19 protein-coding genes are annotated in these 20,675 nt (G+C 69.6%); 17 read left to right on the top strand and 2 right to left on the bottom strand.

What is annotated here, in order from left to right; genetic code table 11:
* Positions 1-30: 30 nt before the first annotated feature.
* Together OG562_RS23185 and OG562_RS23190 are read right to left on the bottom strand one after the other, a co-directional pair.
* The gene (locus OG562_RS23185) at positions 31-642 is read right to left on the bottom strand and encodes a hypothetical protein (protein ID WP_266400803.1); all 612 of its coding nucleotides are present in this window, start codon (positions 640-642) and stop codon (positions 31-33) included.
* A gap of 51 nt (positions 643-693) precedes the next feature.
* Positions 694-1,851 (bottom strand): C40 family peptidase, encoded by a 1,158-nt coding sequence (locus tag OG562_RS23190; RefSeq protein ID WP_266400806.1) that lies wholly within the window; start codon positions 1,849-1,851, stop codon positions 694-696.
* A 124-nt stretch (positions 1,852-1,975) separates the two neighbouring features.
* Here OG562_RS23190 and OG562_RS23195 point away from each other — a divergent pair, with 124 nt between their 5' ends.
* From OG562_RS23195 to OG562_RS23275, 17 genes are all read left to right on the top strand, one after another.
* On the top strand, positions 1,976-2,692 hold the full coding sequence (locus OG562_RS23195; protein WP_266400807.1) for a hypothetical protein: 717 nt from the start codon (positions 1,976-1,978) through the stop codon (positions 2,690-2,692).
* Between the two features lie 183 nt (positions 2,693-2,875).
* Positions 2,876-3,838, top strand: coding sequence for a UDP-glucuronic acid decarboxylase family protein (locus OG562_RS23200; protein WP_266400809.1), 963 nt, complete (start codon positions 2,876-2,878; stop codon positions 3,836-3,838).
* 2 nt (positions 3,839-3,840) lie between these two features.
* Positions 3,841-4,986 carry a DegT/DnrJ/EryC1/StrS aminotransferase family protein gene (locus OG562_RS23205; RefSeq protein WP_266400810.1) on the top strand — a complete coding sequence of 382 codons (1,146 nt, stop codon included), beginning with the start codon at positions 3,841-3,843 and terminating at the stop codon, positions 4,984-4,986.
* Positions 4,987-4,994: 8 nt separating this feature from the next.
* The gene (locus OG562_RS23210; RefSeq protein WP_266400812.1) at positions 4,995-6,605 is read left to right on the top strand and encodes a HEAT repeat domain-containing protein; all 1,611 of its coding nucleotides are present in this window, start codon (positions 4,995-4,997) and stop codon (positions 6,603-6,605) included.
* A 29-nt stretch (positions 6,606-6,634) separates the two neighbouring features.
* Positions 6,635-7,663, top strand: a complete 1,029-nt coding sequence (locus OG562_RS23215; RefSeq protein ID WP_266400813.1) for a GDP-mannose 4,6-dehydratase — start codon at positions 6,635-6,637, stop codon at positions 7,661-7,663.
* A 32-nt stretch (positions 7,664-7,695) separates the two neighbouring features.
* Positions 7,696-8,961 carry a radical SAM protein gene (locus OG562_RS23220; protein ID WP_266400814.1) on the top strand — a complete coding sequence of 422 codons (1,266 nt, stop codon included), beginning with the start codon at positions 7,696-7,698 and terminating at the stop codon, positions 8,959-8,961.
* 76 nt (positions 8,962-9,037) lie between these two features.
* A complete protein-coding gene (locus OG562_RS23225; RefSeq protein WP_266400816.1) occupies positions 9,038-10,153 on the top strand; it encodes a DegT/DnrJ/EryC1/StrS aminotransferase family protein in 1,116 nt (371 codons plus the stop codon).
* A complete protein-coding gene (locus tag OG562_RS23230; RefSeq protein WP_266400819.1) occupies positions 10,146-10,874 on the top strand; it encodes a class I SAM-dependent methyltransferase in 729 nt (242 codons plus the stop codon). Before OG562_RS23225 ends, OG562_RS23230 begins: the two co-directional genes overlap by 8 nt.
* A gap of 21 nt (positions 10,875-10,895) precedes the next feature.
* A complete protein-coding gene (locus tag OG562_RS23235) occupies positions 10,896-11,813 on the top strand; it encodes an NAD(P)-dependent oxidoreductase (protein WP_266400821.1) in 918 nt (305 codons plus the stop codon).
* 1 nt (position 11,814) lies between these two features.
* Positions 11,815-12,636: a hypothetical protein gene (locus OG562_RS23240; RefSeq protein ID WP_266400822.1), complete on the top strand. Its 822-nt coding sequence runs from the start codon at positions 11,815-11,817 to the stop codon at positions 12,634-12,636.
* A complete protein-coding gene (locus OG562_RS23245) occupies positions 12,633-13,424 on the top strand; it encodes a glycosyltransferase family 2 protein (RefSeq protein WP_266400824.1) in 792 nt (263 codons plus the stop codon). The genes OG562_RS23240 and OG562_RS23245 overlap by 4 nt, the downstream gene beginning before the upstream one ends.
* A gap of 4 nt (positions 13,425-13,428) precedes the next feature.
* Positions 13,429-14,643: a hypothetical protein gene (locus OG562_RS23250; protein WP_266400826.1), complete on the top strand. Its 1,215-nt coding sequence runs from the start codon at positions 13,429-13,431 to the stop codon at positions 14,641-14,643.
* A gap of 18 nt (positions 14,644-14,661) precedes the next feature.
* The gene (locus OG562_RS23255) at positions 14,662-15,453 is read left to right on the top strand and encodes a nucleoside phosphorylase (RefSeq protein WP_266400828.1); all 792 of its coding nucleotides are present in this window, start codon (positions 14,662-14,664) and stop codon (positions 15,451-15,453) included.
* Complete coding sequence (locus OG562_RS23260) at positions 15,450-17,135, top strand: carbamoyltransferase C-terminal domain-containing protein (RefSeq protein ID WP_266400831.1); 1,686 nt, start codon at positions 15,450-15,452, stop codon at positions 17,133-17,135. The genes OG562_RS23255 and OG562_RS23260 overlap by 4 nt, the downstream gene beginning before the upstream one ends.
* 89 nt (positions 17,136-17,224) lie before the next feature.
* Complete coding sequence (locus tag OG562_RS23265; RefSeq protein ID WP_266400834.1) at positions 17,225-18,379, top strand: TRM11 family methyltransferase; 1,155 nt, start codon at positions 17,225-17,227, stop codon at positions 18,377-18,379.
* A gap of 166 nt (positions 18,380-18,545) precedes the next feature.
* Positions 18,546-19,775 carry a hypothetical protein gene (locus tag OG562_RS23270; protein WP_266400835.1) on the top strand — a complete coding sequence of 410 codons (1,230 nt, stop codon included), beginning with the start codon at positions 18,546-18,548 and terminating at the stop codon, positions 19,773-19,775.
* Between the two features lie 161 nt (positions 19,776-19,936).
* The gene (locus OG562_RS23275) at positions 19,937-20,644 is read left to right on the top strand and encodes a Crp/Fnr family transcriptional regulator (protein WP_266400837.1); all 708 of its coding nucleotides are present in this window, start codon (positions 19,937-19,939) and stop codon (positions 20,642-20,644) included.
* The last annotated feature ends 31 nt before the right edge of the window (positions 20,645-20,675 follow it).

Below are 20,675 nucleotides of genomic sequence, written 5' to 3' on the forward strand. Positions count from 1 at the left end.
TGACACGCCCTCACGCGAGGCCCGTTCGCCTCACTCGCTGCCCATCCGACCGTTCACCAGCCACTTGCCGCCGGACTTGGTCAGGACCAGGACCATGCCGGTGTCCGACCCGTCGCCCCCGCCCTCCCAACTGGTCCGCTCGGTGTAGGAGACCTGCACCCACGCCGAGTTCGCGGAGCGCGGCGCCTCGTCGGGGATCACGGTGCCGATGTCGTCCGCGGTGACCTTGACCCCGCTCTTCTTGTCGCCCTGGCAGATGAGGTCGCACCGGTCGCTGCTGGTGTCCCGGAGCTTCTTCACATAGGCGGCGGTGCTGTACGGCCTGATGCGGTCCAGATAGCCGCGCGGGCCGTCGACCGCCCAGTCCTGCAGGACGTAGGAGTAGACGAAGGCCGACGCCACCGCCTCGGGATCGCCGAAGTCGACGCCCGTGGCGGAGGCGCTCGGGCTCGCCGAGGCCGAGGTCGAGGGGGTCGGCTCGGAGGTCTGCTGCCCGGTGCCCGGCGCGGCGCTCACCGAGGGCGTGGGGGAGGAGGACGCGGGGGCGGGCTCCTTGTCGTCCTTCGTGCAGCCGGCGACGGCGAGGCCGGCCAGCGCCGCCGCCAGGCACAGGACCGCCGCACGGCGGGGCATTGCGATCACAGGGGCCTCCTGGGACGGGGGACGGGGGTTTGGGGTTCGAGCTGGTGCGGGCTAGTCGGTTCCGTCGTTGCCGGTGGCGCCGGTGGAGCCGGTGTCGGCGGAGCCGCTGTCGCCCGAGCTCTTCAGGATCCGTGAGCCGCCGATCCACTGGTTCATCCAGTAGGTGTTCGCGCTGACGTGCTTGACGATCTCGACGGTCTTCCCGGTGCGCGGCGCATGGATCATCTCGTCGTTGCCGAGATACATGCTCACATGGTGGATGCCGCCCACCGATCCGTCGGACGACCAGAACATCAGGTCCCCCGGCTGGAGAGCGCTGTACGACTCCACCCGGCTTCCCACGTTCCACTGGTCACCCGTGTAGTGGCCCAGGGTGATGCCGACCTGGGCGTACGCGTAGAGGGTGAGCCCGGAGCAGTCGAAGCCCGTGGAGACGCCCTGCGGGCAGTAACTGGTGTACGTCGGGCCCTTGGCGTCGCCGCCGGCCCAGCAGTAGTCGATCCCGAGCTGGTTCTTCGCGGCCTGGATGACCTTGCCGACGTCACCGCTGAGACCGACGTCCGAGCACTCGATGTTCTTGGCCCGGCCGACGATCTGGCCCGCGACGCCCTCCCACTTGGAGTAGGCGTCGGGGAAGGCCGAGACCTGGACGGCCTGCGCGGCCGCGCCCTTGTCCATCTGCTGCCAGTTGGGCACGCCCAGCAGACCGCGGGGGTTGGGCGGGCTCGGGTGGTTGGGACCGCCGAAGAACGCCTTGGCCGAGTAGTTGGGGTCCATGATCTCGTCGTGCGAGCCCCAACCGGCCGCCGGGCGCTGCTGGAAGAGGCCGATGCTGTCGCGGTCGCCGTAGTCGATGTTGCGCAGCTGGCTCTCCTGGAGCGCCGTCATGATGGCGATGACCAGACCGTCGTCGGGAACCTTCGTCGCCTCGCCGACGTGCACGATGATGGCCGCGTTGCCCATCTGCTCCTCGGTCACGCGGTAGGAGCCGACCCCGGGGACGTTGGTCTGGAGCTCCTCCCCGCCCGGGTCGCAGACGGTGCCCGAGGGGGCGCCGCTGCCGTCGCCTCCGTCGTCGCCGCCGACCACGCCGGACAGAATGCTGCCCACGCCCGCGACGGCTCCGCCGCCGACGACGGCGACCAACCCGCAGCCGCTGAAGAGGAATGCACAGACGGCGAGAATGGCTATGAGCGTCTTCTTGTCCACTGCTCGGTGTGCCCCCCGTTGGCTGCACCTCTCAGGATGCGTGTGTGTCTATACCTTACGAGTAAGTGTCTATACTGCCAATCGCCTTGGGTACCGCCGGTATTGAGTGGGAAGGGACACCCCCATGACCGAACAGCCGCCTCCCACTTCCCCCACTCCCTCCGTTCCCGCCGCCCCCGCCGCTCCCTCCACACACGCCCTCGCCGTCGTCATGCGGGACTACCTCTCCTACGGCGAGAGCGGCATGGCCGACCTCAAGGAGGCGGTGCACTCGGTCCGGCGCAAGCCCGTCATCAACGCGTTCTGCCAGCATCTGCGGCGGATCCTCGAGGGCGAGGTCCCGGTGCCGACCGAGGTCATCAACAAGGAGTTCGAGCGCCGCGCCAAGGAGGACGGACCGCTCGAGGACGGCACCCCGGCCGAGCCCGTGCACTACGACGATCAGCAGGCCTACGAGGCCCTCGCCGACCTCTGGGAGTACCTCGACCTGACCCCGGAGGGCGAGCCCGAAGGCGCGGCGACCGCTGTCAAGTCGGCGGTGCGCAGCGGTCGTTCACAGCTGCTGTGGGTGGACGGCGACCCGCTGCACGCCCTCAAGACCTGGATGTCCTGGCGCTCGCTCGCCCTGTTCCTGGTCGGCGTGGTCCTCTGCACCGTGAGCTGGGCCGTGTACGAGCGCATCGACGCCGCCTTCCTGCGCAGCCTCATGCTCCTGCTGACCCTCGCCGGCTTCGTCATGGCCAGCATCGGCGGCGGTGCCCTGTGGCTGCGCCGCGTCCGCTACGTCAACCCGGACGCCTTCCTGCCCAGCGAGCGGAAGGCGAAGGACGGGCGGCGCTGACGGTCGCGCGATGAAAGCGGCGTCCGCCGTGTCCCTTGTTTTCGCAGGTCAAAGCGACGCTTCCCCATCGGCCTCTTGAGTAAACCCCGTTGACAGCCTTCCTCTGGGATGCCAGAGTCCTGTGTATAGACACAGTCATCCAAGGTGATCGACGGTCTCGGGCGGGGCGAACTAGGGGGTTGCATGGGGCGGCGGGCAGTGGTCGCCGGAGGCGCAGGCTTTCTCGGCTCTCACATCTGTGAGCGGCTGTTGGCGGACGGATACGAGGTTCTGTGTCTCGACGACTTCTCCACGGGGAGGCCGCAGAACATCGGTCACCTCCTCGGGGGCAGCCGCTTCACGCTGCTGGAGGCCGACGTCAGTGAGCCGTTCGAGATCCCCGGCGCGGTCGACGCGGTCCTGCACTTCGCGTCCCCGGCCAGCCCGGTGGACTACCTGAGGCTCCCGCTGAACACCCTCCGCTCCGGCTCGCTCGGGACCTTCAACACGCTGGACCTGGCGCGGGAGAAGGGCGCCCGCTACCTCCTCGCCTCCACGAGCGAGGTGTACGGCGATCCCGCGGTTCATCCACAGCACGAGGGCTACTGGGGAAACGTCAATCCCGTCGGACCGCGCTCGGTTTATGACGAGGCAAAACGATTCTCTGAAGCGGCCGTCATGGCATATCGCCGTAGCTTCGGGCTTTCCACCGCCATTGTGCGGATCTTCAACACCTATGGCCCGCGGATGCGCACCCATGACGGACGCGCCATACCGACGTTCATTCGCCAGACGCTGGACGGCGAGCCCATCACGGTGTCCGGCACCGGAACGCAGACCCGTTCTCTCTGCTATGTGTCCGACTTGGTGGAAGGCATCAGCCGACTGCTCGCCTCGGACGTCGCCGGCCCGGTCAACATCGGGAATCCAGGGGAGATGACGGTCCTGGAAATAGCGGAACTGGTACGCCAGATCGCCGGATCGCAGACGCCGATCACCTTCGTCTCGCGTCCCGAGGACGACCCCGAGCGACGCAGACCCGACATCTCCCTGGCCGCCCGCCTGTTGGACTGGTCGCCCGAGGTGTCCGTGGCCGACGGCCTGAAGCAGACCCTCTCCTGGTTCGGTGAGCAACGGCAGACCGACGGCGGTGCGAAGACGTCGTGACCATGGCGAATGGTGTTGAAGACCCCTCTTCCGCGCTGCCCGTGTCCGACACCCCGACCGACACCGTGATCCGCATCCCGCTCTCCCGGCCGAACCTGACGGCTCTGGAGCGCTCCTATGTGGACAGCGCGCTGGACGACGGCTGGATCTCCGGCACGGGCCGGTTCGTGACCCGTTTCGAGGAAGGCATATCGAAGCGGGTGGGACGGACGTACACGACCGCCGTCGCCAACGGAACCCTCGCCCTGGAGCTGGCCCTGCGCGCTCTGGGCATCGGACCGGGCGACGAGGTGATCGTGCCCGCGTTCACCTTCGCGGCTCCCGCCACCACCGTCCTGGCCGTGGGAGCCGTCCCCGTGCTGGTGGACGTCGACCCCGAGACCTGGACCATCGACGCCCACGCCGCCCGGGCCGCGCGCACCGCGCGGACCAGGGCGGTCATCGCCGTGGACGTGCTCGGCCACCCGGCGGACTACGACGCCCTGCGCGACCTGGGGGCGCCGGTCATCCAGGACGCCGCCGAGGCGCACGGCGCCGCGTACCGCGGTCGGCCCGTCGGCGGGCAGGGCGATCTGTCGGTGTTCAGCTTCCACGCCAACAAGGCGATCACCACGGGGGAGGGCGGAAGCGTCAGCACCGACTCCGCGGAGCTGGCCGCACGCATGACGCTGCTCACCAACCACGGCATGACACCGCAACGCCCGTACGTCCACGAAGTGGTGGGCCGCAACTTTCGGATGACCAACCTCACGGCCGCACTGGGCCTGGGACAGCTCGACCGCTGGGACGAGCTGACCGGAGCGCGCAACAGTGTGGCGCACCGGTACACCGAGCGGCTGGACCCCGAGGCGTACGTGCCTCGTCCCGTCGCCCCGTGGGCCGGGTACTCCTGCTGGCTGCACACCGTCACCGTGCCCGCGGACCGCCGTGGCGCAGTCCTGGCGCATCTGCGCTCGCGGGGCATCGACGCCCGCGCGGTGTGGCCGCCGTTGCACGAGCAGCCGGTGCTCGCCCGTCCCGGCGTGGACTGCCCGGTCGCGGAGGACGTCGCTCGCCGCGCCTTCTGGCTGCCGAGCTACGCCGGAATGTCCGACACCGACATCGATCTTGTGGCTGCCGCTCTCGCTGAAGCGCCGGTCAGGAAGTGAGCACGACCATGCGGAAGCTGAGTGTCATCGTCCGATTCCGTAACGAGGCAGTGCACCTGGGCGCCGTGCTGCGGGCGATCCGTGCACAGCGCTGTTCCGTGCCGGTGGAGATCGTCGCGGTCGACAACGCCTCGACCGACGGATCGCGTGACATCGCAGCGCAGTTCGCCGACAAGCTCGTACAGATCACCGACTACCGGCCGGGCGCCGCCCTCAACCGCTCCATCGAGCGCTGCTCCGGCGACCACGTGGTCGTGGTGAGCGCCCACGCCATTCCGTCCGACGAGCGCTGGCTCGAGAACCTGATCCGTCCGCTGCGCAACCCGGACGTGCTCGGTGTGTACGGCGGGCAGATCTATCCGATCAGCGCGAAGTTCCTGGACAAGCGCGACCTGGACATCTTCTCCGACATCCGGCCGCGCAGCGAGACGCGGGACTCCGACTTCTGGAACGCCAACTCCGCGTTCGGCGTGAGCTCCTGGGAGAAGCAGCCGTTCGACGAGACGGTGATCGAGCTGGAGGACCACCACTGGACCAAGCAGATCCTGCCGGAGGGAAACCGCTGGATCCGCTTCGAGCCGGAGGCGCGCGTCTACCACTACGGCCACGAGACCCGCAACGACCGCCAGTTCCTGACGCCCGACGGCCCGCCCGCGCAGACCCGCATCCGCGAGGCGGTCCGCGTCCTGGAAGGCGACTCCGTGTCCTGGCCCGCCGCCATGTCCGCGGGCATGACCCTGGGCAGCCTGTGGCGTGAACCGGCGACGCGGGCCGCGGTGCCGCTGCTGGGCCGCTACCTGCTCGAGTACTGGGACTTCGACGTGCGCTGGCGCATGGCCGGCGCCCTCGGGCGACTCGACTACCCGGAATCGGTCCCCTACCTGGTGCGCGGACTCGCCGACCCGTCCTTCTACGCCCGCGACGAGTGCGCCTGGTCGCTGGCCCGGCTCGGCGCGACGGCCGTGCCCGAAGTCCTCAAGGCCGTGCAGCAGCCGGGCCGGATGGCCCACGGGTCGCTGCCGTTCGCGTCCCTGGCCCTCGGTATGTCCGGCACGCAGGAGGGGCGGACGGCAGGGCTCGACCTGTTGGAGCGCTGTCTGTCCGACGGCGACCCGCAGGTGGAGCGCGACGCCGTCTACTTCCTCGGCGAGCTGGGCAGCGCGCAGGGCCGCACCGCCCTGCTGAAGGCCGTCGTCGGGCGGCTGGGGCACGAGGACTACGAGACGGCGCGCGCCGCGCTGTGGTGCTGGGGCATGCTCGCGGAACGCGCGGAGAACGAGGGGGACAGCGCCGACCGCGACGACCTCGTCGCCTCCGCCGACGCAGTCGTTCTGGCGGCCCGTCAGCACCCACAGGACGTGGTCAGGGCCGAGGCGGTCGCCGCGCTGGGCAGGCTCGCCCGGGCGGCACACGGCGGCCCGACGCTTGCCGAGGTGGCGCGCTCCCTGCGCAACGACGGTTGCGGGCGGGTGCGTTACGCGGCCATTCAGAGCCTGCGGCTGATCGCGGAGTCCGGAAATCCCTCAGCGGCCATGGAAGCGGTCGCCCACAGCACGGACGTCGACGACTTCGGTGTGCTCTTCGAACGCGAGTTGATCCTCGCGACCGCCCAGAACTGACGAGACCTCCCAACGAAGGAGTAGCGCTCATGCGAGCACTGGTGACCGGCGGGGCCGGTTTCATCGGCTGCAACCTCACGGCTGCGCTGGTGCGCGGCGGCCACGAGGTGACCGTGGTCGACAACCTCTCCCGGCCTGGGAGTCTGCGCAACCTCCAGGTGCTGCTGGAGGATCCGGTCGCGGCGCAGAAGGTCAGCTTCCATCCCGTGGACGTACGGGACGCGGACGGGCTGGCGGCGGTGGTGGCCGATCACCGCCCCGACGCGGTCGCCCATCTGGCCGGCCAGGTGGCGGTCACCGACTCGGTCACGCACCCGCTGGTCGACTTCGACATCAACGCCCGCGGCACCCTCCACGTCCTGGAGGCGGTGCGCCGGCACGCGCCCGAGGCCCGCGTCCTGTTCACCTCCACCAACAAGGTGTACGGCGGCCTGAAGCAGCACCGCACGGAGCGCACCCCGACCCGCTACGTCCTGCCCGATCACCCCGACGGCGTCTCCGAGAGCTTCCCGACCCTCGCCGCGACGCCCTACGGCTGCTCCAAGCTCACCGCCGACCTGTATGTGCAGGACTACGCGGCCACCTACTCGATGGCCACCACCGTCTTCCGCATGTCCTGCATCTACGGCAAGTGGCAGAACGGCACCGTGGACCAGGGCTGGGTCAGCTGGCTGGTGAAGTCGGCCTTGCTGGGCAACCCGATCACGATCTACGGCGACGGGCTCCAGGTCCGCGATCTGCTCCACGTGGACGACCTGATCGCCGCGGTGCTCAGCGTGCTGGAGGACGGGCGCGGCGCGGGCGAGGTGTTCAACATCGGCGGCGGAGTCGACTACTCGCTGTCCATCTGGGCCGAGTTCGGCGCCCTCCTGGCCGAACTCGCCGCGGGCGAGCCGCCGGTGACGTACGAGCCGTGGCGCACCGGCGACCAGCACGTCTACATCAGCGACATCGCCAAGGCTCGTGAGCAGCTCGGGTGGCGGCCCCGCCGGGCGCCGCGCGACGGCATCGCCGAGATGACGGAGTGGCTGCGGATCGAGCAGAAGCGCAGCCGGTAGTGCATGGACCCAAAGGGCGAAGGGAGACTGCCATGAACGAGGTCGACGTCGTCCTCCTCGCACCCCCTTACTACCGGTTCTGCGGAAGCCACAACAACAGGGCGGCCCCGTCGCTGACGTACCTCTCGGCGTATCTGGAGAAGGCCGGGATCTCGCACGTCGTCTACAACGCCGACCACACGCCGGGCAGGCGTTTTTGGAGCATGAAGTGGATGTTCCAGAACTACCAGCCGTTCGTGGACGCGGTGGACGGCAAGGGCAGTCTGTACGGCGAGGTCGCCGAGATCGTCATGTCGTTCTCGCCCAAGGCCGTGGTCATCCTGGGCGGCGAGCCGCTGATCGCGACCAAGGACTGGGGCAACCCCTTCATCGCGGCGCACTACGCCGAGCTGTTCCGTCAGCTGGGCGTGTACACCGTCGGTGTCGGACACTTCTTCACCCTCGACCGGGCACGCTTCGAGAACGACTTCGACTGCGTGCTCGGCGGTGAACCCTCCGAGCAGATCGTCGACATCCTGCGGGAGCGGCGCCGGGGCTATGTGGCCCCCAGGCCCGTCCCGCTGGACACCTTGCCGAACCTCAGCCGGCTCTACCCGGCCGACCAGCAGACCGATTTCGTGATGACCTCGTTCGGCTGCCGGTTCCCCTGCTCCTTCTGCCTGGTCCAGCAGCTCTACAGCGAACTCGACGAACGGGTCCGCTTCGTGGATCTGGACGTCGCCGTCGCCGACATCGCGCAGCGGCCCGAGGAGAACGTCTATCTCACCGACCTGACGTTCACCTACGCCCCGCGTAAACGGCTGACCGCGCTCGCGCAGAAGCTGCGTGAGGCGGGGGTGCGCAAGTCGTTCACGATCGACACCCGGGTCGACCTGATCACTCCGGAGATCGTCGACCTGCTCGCCGAACTCGGCGTGGAGCGCGTGAAGATCGGCGTGGAGGGCATCACCCGGGACCTGCTGAAGTCCTTCAACAAGCGCACCGACCTGGAGAAGATCGAGCGCGCGGTCGCTCTCCTGAAGGACCGCGGGATCAAGGTCGTCACCTACCTCCTCATCGGAGGCGTCACCGAACTCGCCGACTACGAGGCGACGCGCGAGTACATCGCCAAGCTTCAACCGGAGTTCGTGCCCGTCGCCATCTGGGCGTACGACCTGTCCGGGGACTACCGGTACGACACCCAGTTCTCGCCCCTGCGTCTGAAGGAGTGGGGCATCGAGGAGGACGTGTTCTACCGCTACCTCTCACTCCAGGAGCAGGTCAACCCCACCGTCGGGGCGATGCTCGACATCCAGTGATCGACATCCGGTGATCCACCCCCTCGCCCCGTCGTCGGCTTCCCGTTCCACAAGGCTTTCGGAGGACCTGCTCGCTGTGCCAGACATCCGCATCCCATCCTTCAGCTACAGCTTCACCGAGTCCGACGTCGCCTTCATCACGGACGAGGTCGGTCGGCTCTTCCGCGAGGGTCGGCACCTGACCATGGGCGCCCACGGAGAGGCCCTGGAGGAGGAGTTCGTCCGCTACACCGGCGTCCGCCACGCGGTCTCCGTCGCCAGCGGCACCGCAGCCCTGGAGATCGCGCTCCGTTCGCTCGACGTGGCCGGCGGCGAGGTCGTCGTACCCACCAACACCTTCGGCGCCACCGTGGTGTCGGTGCTGCGGGCCGGTGCCGTCCCGGTGTTCGCCGACACGGGCGACGACATGTCGGTGAGCGTGGCGGACGTGGCAGCCAAGCTCGGACCACGCGTCCGCGCGGTCGTCACCGTGCACATCGGCGGCCTGATCTCACCGCACACCCTCGAGCTGGCCCGGCTCTGCGAGGAGCGCGGCATCCCCCTGGTCGAGGACGCGGCACACGCTGCCGGCGCCTCGCTCCAGGGACGGCACGCCGGGTCGTTCGGCGTGGCGGCGGCCTTCTCCCTGTTCAGTACCAAGGTGATGACCAGCGGTGAGGGCGGACTGCTCGTCACCGACGACGAGCGGATCCGTGACCGTGCGCGGCTGCTGCGCGACCACGCCAAGAATCCGGACGGGACCATGTCCACGACGGGCTACAACTGGCGCCTCACCGAGATGCAGGCCATCGTCAGCCGTACCCAGCTGCGTCGCCTGGACGAGATGGTCAGGGGCCGCAACGCGGTCGCCGCGCTCTACGACGAGCGACTGGCCGAGGTGGAGGGCATCCGCCTGCTCACCCCGCCGACCGAGGCCGTGCACAACCGGTACAAGTACATCGTCGAGTTGGAGCGCCACCGCCCGAGGGACGTGCAGAAGATACTGCGCGACCGCTACGGCATCGCCCTGGGCGGCTACGTCTACGACGTCCCCTGCCACCTCCAGGAGGCGTTCCGGTCCTACGCGACCGGCCCGTTCCCCGGAGCCGACCGTATGTGCCCGGCCCACATCTGTCCTCCCGTCTATCCCGACATGCCGCTGAGCGACGCCGCGCACGTGGCCGACGCCCTGAGCGAGGTGCTCCGTGGTTGACGGCGTCACACCCCTTCCGCCCCCGCCCGGCCAGGATCGGGCGTCCAGGGAACAGCTGTACGGCTGGGTCTACGAGAACAACCAGTGGGGGCGCTCCCCGGAAGGCGAGAAGTACTACTCGGACTCCCCGACCGCGTCGACATACCCCTACCGGCAGTACGTCGCCTCCTTCATCCGCGAGAGGCCGGAGATCCGCCGGGTGGTCGACCTGGCCTGTGGGGACCACAAGGTGGCCGCGGAGACGGACCTCGGGGACACGCACTACGTCGGCGTGGACATCTACGACCGGCTCATCGAGCACAACCGGCGCCATTACGGCGGCGAACGCCGTGAGTTCCTGGTGCGGGACATGGTCGAGGACGAACTGCCGCCCGGCGACCTGTGTCTGATCTCCATGGCCCTCTACCTGATGTCGTTCGAGCACGTCCAGGCCGTACTGCCCAAGCTCCGCCGGTACCGCTACGTCCTGATCACCGACGGGCAGCCCGACCTCCCCGCGCAGGAGCGCCGCAACCTCGACAAGCCCACCGGCAAGTACACGCCGCGCGACCTTTTCGGAAACGGCTTCTACCTGGAGCTCGAGCCGTTCGGTCTTCACCTCGACGTGGTTCTCGAATACCCGCTGCAGAACGGCGAGTTGATGCGGACCGTGCTGCTGGAGCACCCCGAAGCCCGCCCCGGGGGGCGTTCCCAGGAACGCCCCCCGGTCACCAGAGACTGACAGCCGGACGAAGAAGGATCCATGCACATACTTGTCACGGGGGGCGCCGGCTATGTCGGGTCGGCGCTGGTGCCGGTCCTGTTGGACGCCGGACACCAGGTCCGGGTACTGGACCAGCTGTACGCCGGCGGCCAAGGGCTGCTGCCCTGCGCGTCCCGACGCAACTTCGAGTTCGTCCGTGGGGACGTGTGCGACGCGGAGACCCTCTCGGCCGCGCTCAGGGGCGTCGACGCCATCGTGCACCTGGCCGCCGTCGTCGGTTATCCGGCCTGCCGGAACGAGCCGGAGCGGGCGCTGAACACCAACGTCAACGGCACGAAGCTGCTGCTCGGCCTGCGCCGCCCGGACCAGCGCCTGGTGTTCGCCTCGACCGGCAGCGTCTACGGCGCCGTCCCCACCGGAATCTGCACGGAGTCGACGCCCAGCGAGCCGTTGACGCTGTACGGGACCACCAAACTGGAGGCCGAGCAGCTGGTGCTGGAGGCGGGGAACTGCGTCGTCTACCGCTACGCGACGGCGTTCGGGCCGAGCCCGCGGATGCGCTTCGACCTCCTGCCCAACGACTTCGTGCGCCAGGCCGTCCACGACGGGGCCATCACGGTCTACGAAGGCGGCTTCAGCCGCACCTTCGTCCATGTCCAGGACATGGCGCGCTCGGTGCTGTTCGCCCTGCAGTCGTGGGACACGCTCGCGGACGACGTGTACAACGTCGGCAACGAGAGCATGAACTGCACCAAGGCCGAACTCGCCCAGCGCATACGGTCGATGGTCCCCTTCGACCTGCGGTTCGAGGAGTTCGCCACCGACGCCGACCAGCGCGACTACGAGGTGTCCTACGAGAAGATCCGCAGCCGGGGCTTCACCACGGTGCACACGCTGGACAGCGGGCTCGCCGAACTGGTGACGGCCGCCCGGCTCGTGGCCGAGAGGGCGAACTGACATGGCCGCCCGACTGTGCTTCGTGGTCCTCGACCACGCTCCGGACGACTACTTCGACGACCTGGTACGCGGCATCCGACGCTTCTGCCCGGGCGCGGACCTGCACTGGTACGACTCCTCCCCGGCGGACCGGCCCGCCGCGCCCCCGACGACCGGGGTGCCCCGCCTGGAGTGCAGTCGCCCCCTGACGTATGCGAAGGTCACCCCGTACTTCTTCGACATGTTGGAGTGGGCCGCCGACCGCGACTACGACCACGTGGTCAACGTCGAGTCCGACATGGCCTTCGTCAACGCGGGCTTCGAGGAATTCCTCGCCACCGCCATGGCCGAACTCGACTACATGGCACCGCGGTTCGCCCGCAAGACCCCGAAGACCTCCCGTTGGCGGCCCTACCGCAGCCTGCGCCCGGAACTGCCGGAACTGTTCGACATCCTCGGCATCGACCACACCAACGAGGCCTTCAGCCCCGGGCAGGTCTTCAGCCGCCGCTACGTCCAGACGCTGCTCGCCGCTCCCTGGTACCCCCGGCTGCGCGCCTTCGTCGAACGCAACCAGGAACCTGGCAGGTCCTTCACCCTCCAGGAAGTGCTGCTGCCCACCCTGGCCGACGTGCTGGACCTGCGCGCCGCCGACTATCCGGCCCACATGACCGCGTGCAACCGCTACCGCCCCTATCACGCCGCCTCCTCCGTGGCCCGGGCTCGCCGACGCGGCGACGTGCCCTTCGTCCACCCGGTGCGGCGGGACGGCGAGCACGAGGCCCGTCGCTTCGTCCGCGCCCTGTACGACCCGGTACTTCAAGGAAGTGAACCGCGCCCATGACCGACCACCCCCTCGTCACCGTCTTCACGATGACCTACAACCAGCGCGACAAGATCCTCGCCCTGGCCGACGACCTCGCCGCCCAGGACTGGCCTGCCGCCCGGCTGCACTTCACCGTCCTCGACGACGGGGGCTCCGACGGGACCGCCGACGCCCTCGAGGAGGCCGCGCGGAAACTGCCGTACCGGATCGACGTGCTGCGCCGGGTCCATGAGGCCGACTACCTCAGTGCCCAGCGGTGGAACGAGTGCATCGCAGCCTCCCACCCGGAGACCGACGTCTTCGTCCAGGTGGACGACGTACGGCTGCGCCCGGACTTCCTGCAACGGCACGCGGCCTGGCACGGCGAGGCCGGCCTCGCCCTGGTGACCGGGTCGAAGTTCGAGGGCGACGAACCCACCTGGGACCTGGAGACGTGCCGCCGCGCCCACCTGGCCGCGGCGGACGGGCAGGCCCGGGAGACCGACCTGTGGACGGCGTTCTGGGGCGCCAGCCTCAGCTACTCCCGGGAACTCGTGTCCCTGCTCAGCACGGACGAGCACGACCGGCCCTTCGACTCCCGGATGACGGGCTGGGGCTTTCACGAGGTCGAGTTCGCCTGCCGGGCCGCGCAGGCCGGCGCCCGCCTGGTCTACGACCCCGCAGTCGGCGTCTTCCACCAGAACCACACACCGGTCAACGACCGCGGCCGAGGCATCGACCACGCCCGGCAGAAGGACGCCGGAGCCGCGAAGAACGAACAGTACCTACTGACCAAGCACGGGCTCGACGCCCTGCCCCGGTGGTGACCGCGTGACCGTAGCGATATTCGCCGACTCTCCGACCCTCACCAGCGGCTTCGCCCGCACCACCAGGCGCATGGCGGACGCGCTGGTCCGGGCCGGCCACGACGTGGCCTGCTACGGCGTCAAGGCGCGCCGCGCCGACATCGGAACCGGCCTGCCCTACACGGTCTGGCCCGCCGAACAGGGCGGGCACTGGACCGACACCCTCGCCGAGTTCTTCGCCTCGACCCGTCCCGAAGTCCTGCTGCTCAACATGGACGCCTACAACGCGCTGGAGTGCGTCGAGGTGTGTGAGCGGGCCGGCTGGCGCGGCCCGACGGTCAGTTACGTGTGCTTCGACGGCCTGCCGGTGAGCCGTGCTCACCTGGACGCGCAGCGCTCCTGCAGCGCGGTGTGGGCCACCTCGCGCACGGGCGCGGCCTATCTGGAGAGCGAAGGCGTCAAGGTCGCCGGGTACGCGCCCCCCGGCGTGGCCCCCGAGGAGTTCCGGCCGGCCGCCGACCGCCCGGCGCTGCGCGCCCGCGCGGGACTCGGCGACTCCCTGGTGGTGGGCGTCTTCGCCACCAACACCGAACGCAAGCAGGTCGCCCGCGCGGTGGCCGGCTTCGCCGTGGCCGCCGAACTGCGCCCAGACCTCGACCTGCGGCTGTACCTGCACTGCAGGTCACGCGGCTACTGGGACCTACGGGACCTGGCCGCCCGCTACGGGCTGGCCGACCGGGTGCTGTTCCCCGCGGCAGAGGAGTTCGAGGAGCACCGCGGCGTGCCGACGGCGCACAGCGTCCCCCGCATCGGGCCCGGCCCTGTCACGGGCCTCGCGCACCTGCCGGAGGACTTCTCGTACGTCGACCGCATCAACGTCTGCGACGTGCTGATGAACGTCGCGCACAGCGGTGACGTGGAGCAGGTGATCATCGAGGGCCAGGCGTGCGGAGTGCCGCTGCTGCACACCGACGACGAGGCCGTGATGAGCGACGCGGTCGGCCGGGGCGGAGTGCTGCTGCCGGCGTCCGACGTGGGCATCGGCCGGATCGGTCAGCGCCTGCACTACGTGTCCCCCCGGACGATCGGCGAGTCGCTGGCGGCGTTGCTCGGCGACCCGGCGGCGCAGGCCGAGGTACGGGCCGCGGGACTGGCGAACGCGGCCGCCTATCCCTGGAGCGCCCTGGAGGACGCCGCCGTCGCGATGGTCGCGCCCTACGCCTCTCCCCGGGCCGCCTGACAACTTACGGAGCACCCGATGAGACTGCACCATCTTGGAGACATCGACTCCACCGCCACCACGGCGATCCTCACCGGCGACCCCGACCGGGTCCCGCTGCTCGCCGACCACCTGGGCAAGGTCGTACGGCAGTGGTCGCAGCGCGGCTACGTCCTCGCCGAGACCGAGGTCGAGGGACAGCCGCTGCTCGTCTGCTCCACCGGCATCGGCGGACCGAGCACCGCCATCGCCGTCGAGGAGCTGGCTCAGCTCGGCGTCACACGGTTCGTGCGGGTGGGTACCTGCGGCTCCATCCAGCGGCACATCAACGCGGGGCACGTCGTGATCTCCACCGGCTGCGTCCGCGACGAAGGGACCAGCCACCAGTATCTGCCGCCGGAGTATCCCGCCGTTCCGGACTTCTTCCTGCTCCGGGCGATCGTGGACGCGGCGGTCGAGGACGGACACGCTCCCTTCGTGGGTCCCACGCACTGCAAGGACGCCTACTACGCGGAGAAGCCGGACGGCTTCCCGCTCGCCGGACAGTGGCGCGAGCGCTGGGCCGGACTGCGCGCGTCCCGCGTCCTGGCCACGGAGATGGAGGCCGCCACCCTGTTCGCGGTGGCCACGGCCCGGGACGTACGGGCGGCCGCACTGTTCGTCGCCACGGACGACACGCTCAGCCCGGAGCGGACCCGCGAGATCCTCTGCGCGGTCGCGGCCTCGGCGGTTCGCGGCGCGCTCTCCACCGACGCCGACAGCGACACCGACACCGACACCGACAGCGACGGCGTCGGCGTGGGCGTCGGCAAGAAGGAGGAACACCTGTGATCGTGCTGGGACTCATCGGCTGGGCGGGCCGGGGCTGGGCGCACGACGCCACCGCCTGTCTGGTCGTGGACGGCGTGGTGGTGGGGGCGCTGGAACAGGAGCGCATCAGTCGCCGCCGGTATTCCACGGCCGAGGCCGCCGAGGATGCGGCGCTCGCCCTGCTGACCGCGCACGGACTGAGCGCGGCGGACGTGGACGCCGTCGGCTACGCCTGGGGCGCACCGCCGGAGGAGGACGTACGACGCCTCGGGTCGCCGCTTCCCGGCGACGTGGCCGTCACCGCGGACCACACCGAGGCGTTGCTTCCGCGCCTCGCCGGTCAGCTGCGCAGCCGGGAGGTGATGTATTTCGACCACCATCTCTGCCATGCCGCGCAGACGTACTGGATGAATCCGCACCACGAGGCCGACGTGCTGGTCCTGGACGGGTCCGGAGGCAATTGCTCGACGTCCATGTACCACGTCCGCGACGGCGAATTCCGCCTGCTGGAGCGGCATCCCGCGAAGCACTCGCTCGGCATCCTCTACGAGGCCGCGGCCTACTACTCGGCCATGGGCTGGAACGCCGCCGGCAAGCTCATGGGACTGGCCTCCTACGCCAGGCCCAGCGGGCGCCGGCTGATGACGTTCGACCCGGCCGACGGAGCGTTCGGGTTCGAGCCCGGCACCGGCATGGCCGACCGGTTGCGCTCCGAGGACGGCGACGAGATCGCGGCCGTCTGGCTGCGCATGTTCGAGGAGCGGGTCTTCCCGTACTCCGGGCGCTCCGGCAACGTCTTCGACTACGCGGCCTTCGCCGCCGACGTTCAGCTGACGCTGGAGGAGCTCGGGCTGGCCCTGGCCGACCGGCTGCACCGGCTCTCGGGCTCCGACCAGCTGCTGCTGTCGGGCGGGGTGACGCTGAACGCCCACATGAACCGCCGTATCGCCGAGAGCGGCTGGTACCGGGGGGTGTCCGCGACCGTCGCCCCGCACGACGGGGGTACCGCGGTGGGCGCGGCGATGCTGGCCGCGGCGACGCTCGGCGAGCCGGTCGCGCCGTGGTCCGGGGCAGCCCTGCCCATCATGCTGGGACCGGCCCCCGGCCAGGCCTCGGCCGAGGCGTTCGCGTCGGTGGGCGGCGCGGCGGAACAGGTGGAGCCGGAGAAGGCCCGCGCCGAGGCCGCGGAGGTGCTGGCCGGCGGTGGCGTGGTCGCCTGGTTCGACGGGCCGGCCGAGTTCGGGCCGCGGGCGCTCGGAGCCCGCAGCCTGCTGGCGGACCCGCGCCGGCGCGAGGCCGTCGACCGGATCAACCGGATCAAGGGCCGCGCCCCCTGGCGGCCTGCGGCGCTCTCCCTGACCGCCGACGGCTTCACCGCGCTCGGCCTCACCCCGCCGCTCGACGGGCTGAGCGAGTACATGCTGTGCGCCCACCCGGTGAGCGAGGAGGGACAGCGGCTGGCTCCGGCTGGTGTGCACGTAGACGGGACGACGCGGGCGCAGCTCGTACCGGAGGAAACCGCCTTCGGCCAGTTGCTGACCGACTACGCGGAGCGGGCCGAGGCGCCTCCCGCCCTGATCAACACCTCGCTGAACACCCGGGGCGAACCGATGGTGCTGCACGCCGAGCAGGCCCTCGCCCTCATGCAGGAGTGCGAGGAGGTGGACCTCTTGGTGGCGGCTCCGTACGTCGTGCGCCGCTGAGGGGGAGGCGAAGGGGCGAGGGAAGCGGGGGCGGAGAGGGAGACCCGGGTGTTCCTCAGGGCCGGTCCCGGTCGGGGTACCCTCGGGGAGTGCGCTATTTCATTCAGTACCCCGCCGGCACCGGCAAACTTGTCGTCGATGCCGTCTCGAATTTTGTCGAGAATTTCAGCGTGCGCTATCAGGACGACAGCGCCATGCTGTTCGACTCGACGTCGAGCGCCGAACGGGTCTCCCTCCTCCCCTTCGCGAAGAACGCTTTCGTGGTCCTCGCGGACATCCCGAGGAAGGATGTCAACCAGAGCGCACTGCAGCTGGCCCAGAGGTTGGACAAAGGGGACTTCTCCGCGCTGCGGGGCCGTGTCTCCGGATTCCGCATCATGGCTCATGTCGACGGTGAGCTCGCCTCCCTCGCGCCGGGCGTGAAGACCGGGTTCGAGCGGGCGGTGTCGGCGAACACCGGCGGTCGGGTGGAGCCCCGCGGTTCGTGTCAGGAGTTCTGGCTCATCGGGCGCCTGGACCTGCGCGACCTGATGTTCTGCGCGCGGCTGCCCAAGCGGAAGCGCCCGAAGAAGGCGCGGGGCGCGGTCTCTCACGAATTGTCGTCGATGCTGGTGCTGGCCTCGCGGCCAGGCGACCAAGACGTTTTCCTCGACCCCTTCGGCGGGAGCGGATCATTCGCCCTCTCCCGAGCGGAGATGCCGGCGCGGGACATCGTCTACTCCGACCTCGACCTCGCCTCCCATCGTAGGGAATTCCCCGACGAGCTGATCAGGGACAAGCGAGTTCGTCTCCTTTCTGAGGATGCTCTGACGCTGACCTCCATTCCGGACGGATCGGTGGACGTCATCGTCACCGACCCGCCCTGGGGAGAGTATGAGGAACTCCCCATGCCTTATCCGGAATTCACGCAATCCGTTTCGGAATCCTTTGCGCGCGTCCTCCGCCCGACGACCGGCCGCTTCGTGCTGATGTGCGCCCGCCGGGGCGCCGCCGACTTCCGGCAGAGCCTGGAGGGTGCGGGTTTCACCATCGACACGACCCACGACATCCTCGTGAACGGCCACCCGGCCACGGTCTTCGTGGGCAGCAGCTCGGGCACGCCGACTGCGGAGCCCTCGACCCGGCGGAAGAGTGCGGCGAAGGACGAGGGCGCCCCCCGCGCCGAAACGTCCCACCGCCCGGACAAGCCGCTGCTGCGCGGCATGAGCACCCAACGCCGCGCGATGAGCCGCTTCTCCCGCTGACCGCGGGGGCGGGGCGGGGGCGGGGGCGGAGACGGGGGCCCGGGGGAAAGAGGACGGCGGCGGGCTGTCTCCGCGCCCGCAGACTTCCGCGGAATGCCGATCCCCACGTACATCCCCCGGCGCATTCCCTCGCGCTGACCGGGTGTTTCCTGTCAGGCTCGGACCCGTGACGTACGTAGTGACCGTGGACAGCTGCATCCCGGAGGGCACTCCGGAGATGGACCCGCTGCAGCGCGCCGGCGCCCTGGCGCTCATCGAGGACGGATTCGACTCCGTCAGGGCCGTCGAAGGACCCGACGGCGTGGAGGTCGATCTCCTCGACGCCATCGTGGCCGTCCACCCCGGCGGCGCCCATCTGAAGGTCATCGTGGACGCCCCGACGCTGGAGTTCGCCGAGGACTCGGTCCAGGTGCTCGTGGACGAACTGCTGGAGCGCTCCGAGCTGCTGGCCGACTGGACGATCGAGCGGTGCGAGGTTGAGCTGCACCAGGACCTGGCCAGGAAGAGCCTCGACGCGGCCGAAGGCCCCGGCGCCCCGCCCGACGACCCGGCCGCCCGCAAGGCCCGGCACACCGAGAGCCGGACGACGCAGGGCGCCGAAGAACACGGCGACGCCGAGGCGAAGACCACGGCCGTACGAAACCGGCTGCTGGAGTTGGCGAACGAACTCCGCTCCTTCCCGCCGACGACGTTCGGCGCGTCCGACGCCGGAGCCGCCGGAGCCGCCGACTCCGCCGGTGTTACCGGCATCACCGGAACCACCGAATCCGCCGATGACGCCGATGACGCCGAAGTCACGGGAAACGCCGTCCCGTTGGAGAGCGCCAGACTCGCCGCAGGCGCCCTCGTCTACGCGACCGACATCCTGGTGGACGAACTCTTCGAGGACATGCAGGTTCTGACCCAGGAGGACTCCACCGTCGCGGAGTGCGACGGCCCCCTCTGGCATCTGGAGCGCCTCCCCGACCGCTACGCCCTGCGCTACGACGCCCGCTTCGCCCGCCGCTTCCTGGTGACCACGATCGCCCTGACCACCCGCTTCACCGACGGAAGCTTCCAGCGCCTCAGCTGCGTGGCCGAGGAACTCGCCCTGAGATTCCTCCTGAGCCAGACCACCACGACCCTGGAGCTGTACGAACTCCTCGACGACGACGTGTCGGCCGCCCTCGACGCCTTCGCCGACCACGTCTACGACGACCGGGACCACGAATGGCTCTACGACGGCTCGATGCACGGAGCCGAAACGGCCGACGAGGCCGCGGTGGGCGTGACGGATGCGGCGGGCGCGGTTCTGGGCGTCGCGCCGATGACCTTCGGCTCCTGGTTCACGCCGTTCAACGAGAGCAGATACGTTCACCCGTCGGCCGCTGACGAACCGGAGGCCGCGGCCCCCTGAGACGCCCTCGCCTGCCGCGTGTTCGATCAATTTGAGCTGTTGTGCGCGACAACAGGCCATGTTGTCGTCGGACGCCTTGCCTGCGAGGTGCGCGACGGCAGCATGGTCGGGGTCACTTGAGGGCGTGTTTCGCCGCGGAGTGTGACCTTCGGGGGTGCGGGGTGAACTACGAGTGGCCGCCGTCCACTTTTCTCAGCAGGCTGCGGTGGGAGACTCGGGACGAGTTTCTCCAGCAGGGAATCGAGAAGAATTACTCGCCTCATCAGTCACTTCTGCAACAAGGCGACTCGAGCCGTCACGTATTGCTGATCACCAGTGGTGTGGTCAAGGTGACCGCCAGCTCCGAGAGCGGGGACGACGTCCTTCTCGCCGTCCGTATAGCGGGTGATCTCGTGGGCGAGATGGCGGCCTTCGAGGAGCTGCCGCGGTCCGGCACGGTGGTGGCGTGCGGCGAAGTGACCGCGCGGATCATTCAGTTGCAGGCGCTCGAAAGCTTTCTGACCCGACATCCGGAGGCGATGAGGGCCATCCTGCGGATGCTGTGCGCCCGGCTGCGCTGGGCCAACCGCCGGCGGATCGACTACAGGGCGTACGACGCGCCCACCCGATTCGCCCGCGTACTGGCCGAGTTGGGCCAGGCGTACGCGCGGCCCGCGTCGGACGGTGACGGCAAGCGGTGCGTCCTCGGCGTCACGCTGACCCAGAAGGAACTGGCGTCACTGGCCGGCCTCGCCCTGCCCACGGCCGAAAAGAGCCTGGCCGTCCTGACAGCACAGGGACTGGTGCAACGCAGCTACAGAAACATCACCATCTGTGACGTTCCGAAGTTGCGCGAATTCGCCAAACTCGACGGTGAGATCCCGTACTGATACGGAGTCGGATCGAGCCAACTCTCCTAGC

It is taken from the genome of Streptomyces sp. NBC_01275 (assembly GCF_026340655.1).
Lineage (GTDB): Bacteria > Actinomycetota > Actinomycetes > Streptomycetales > Streptomycetaceae > Streptomyces.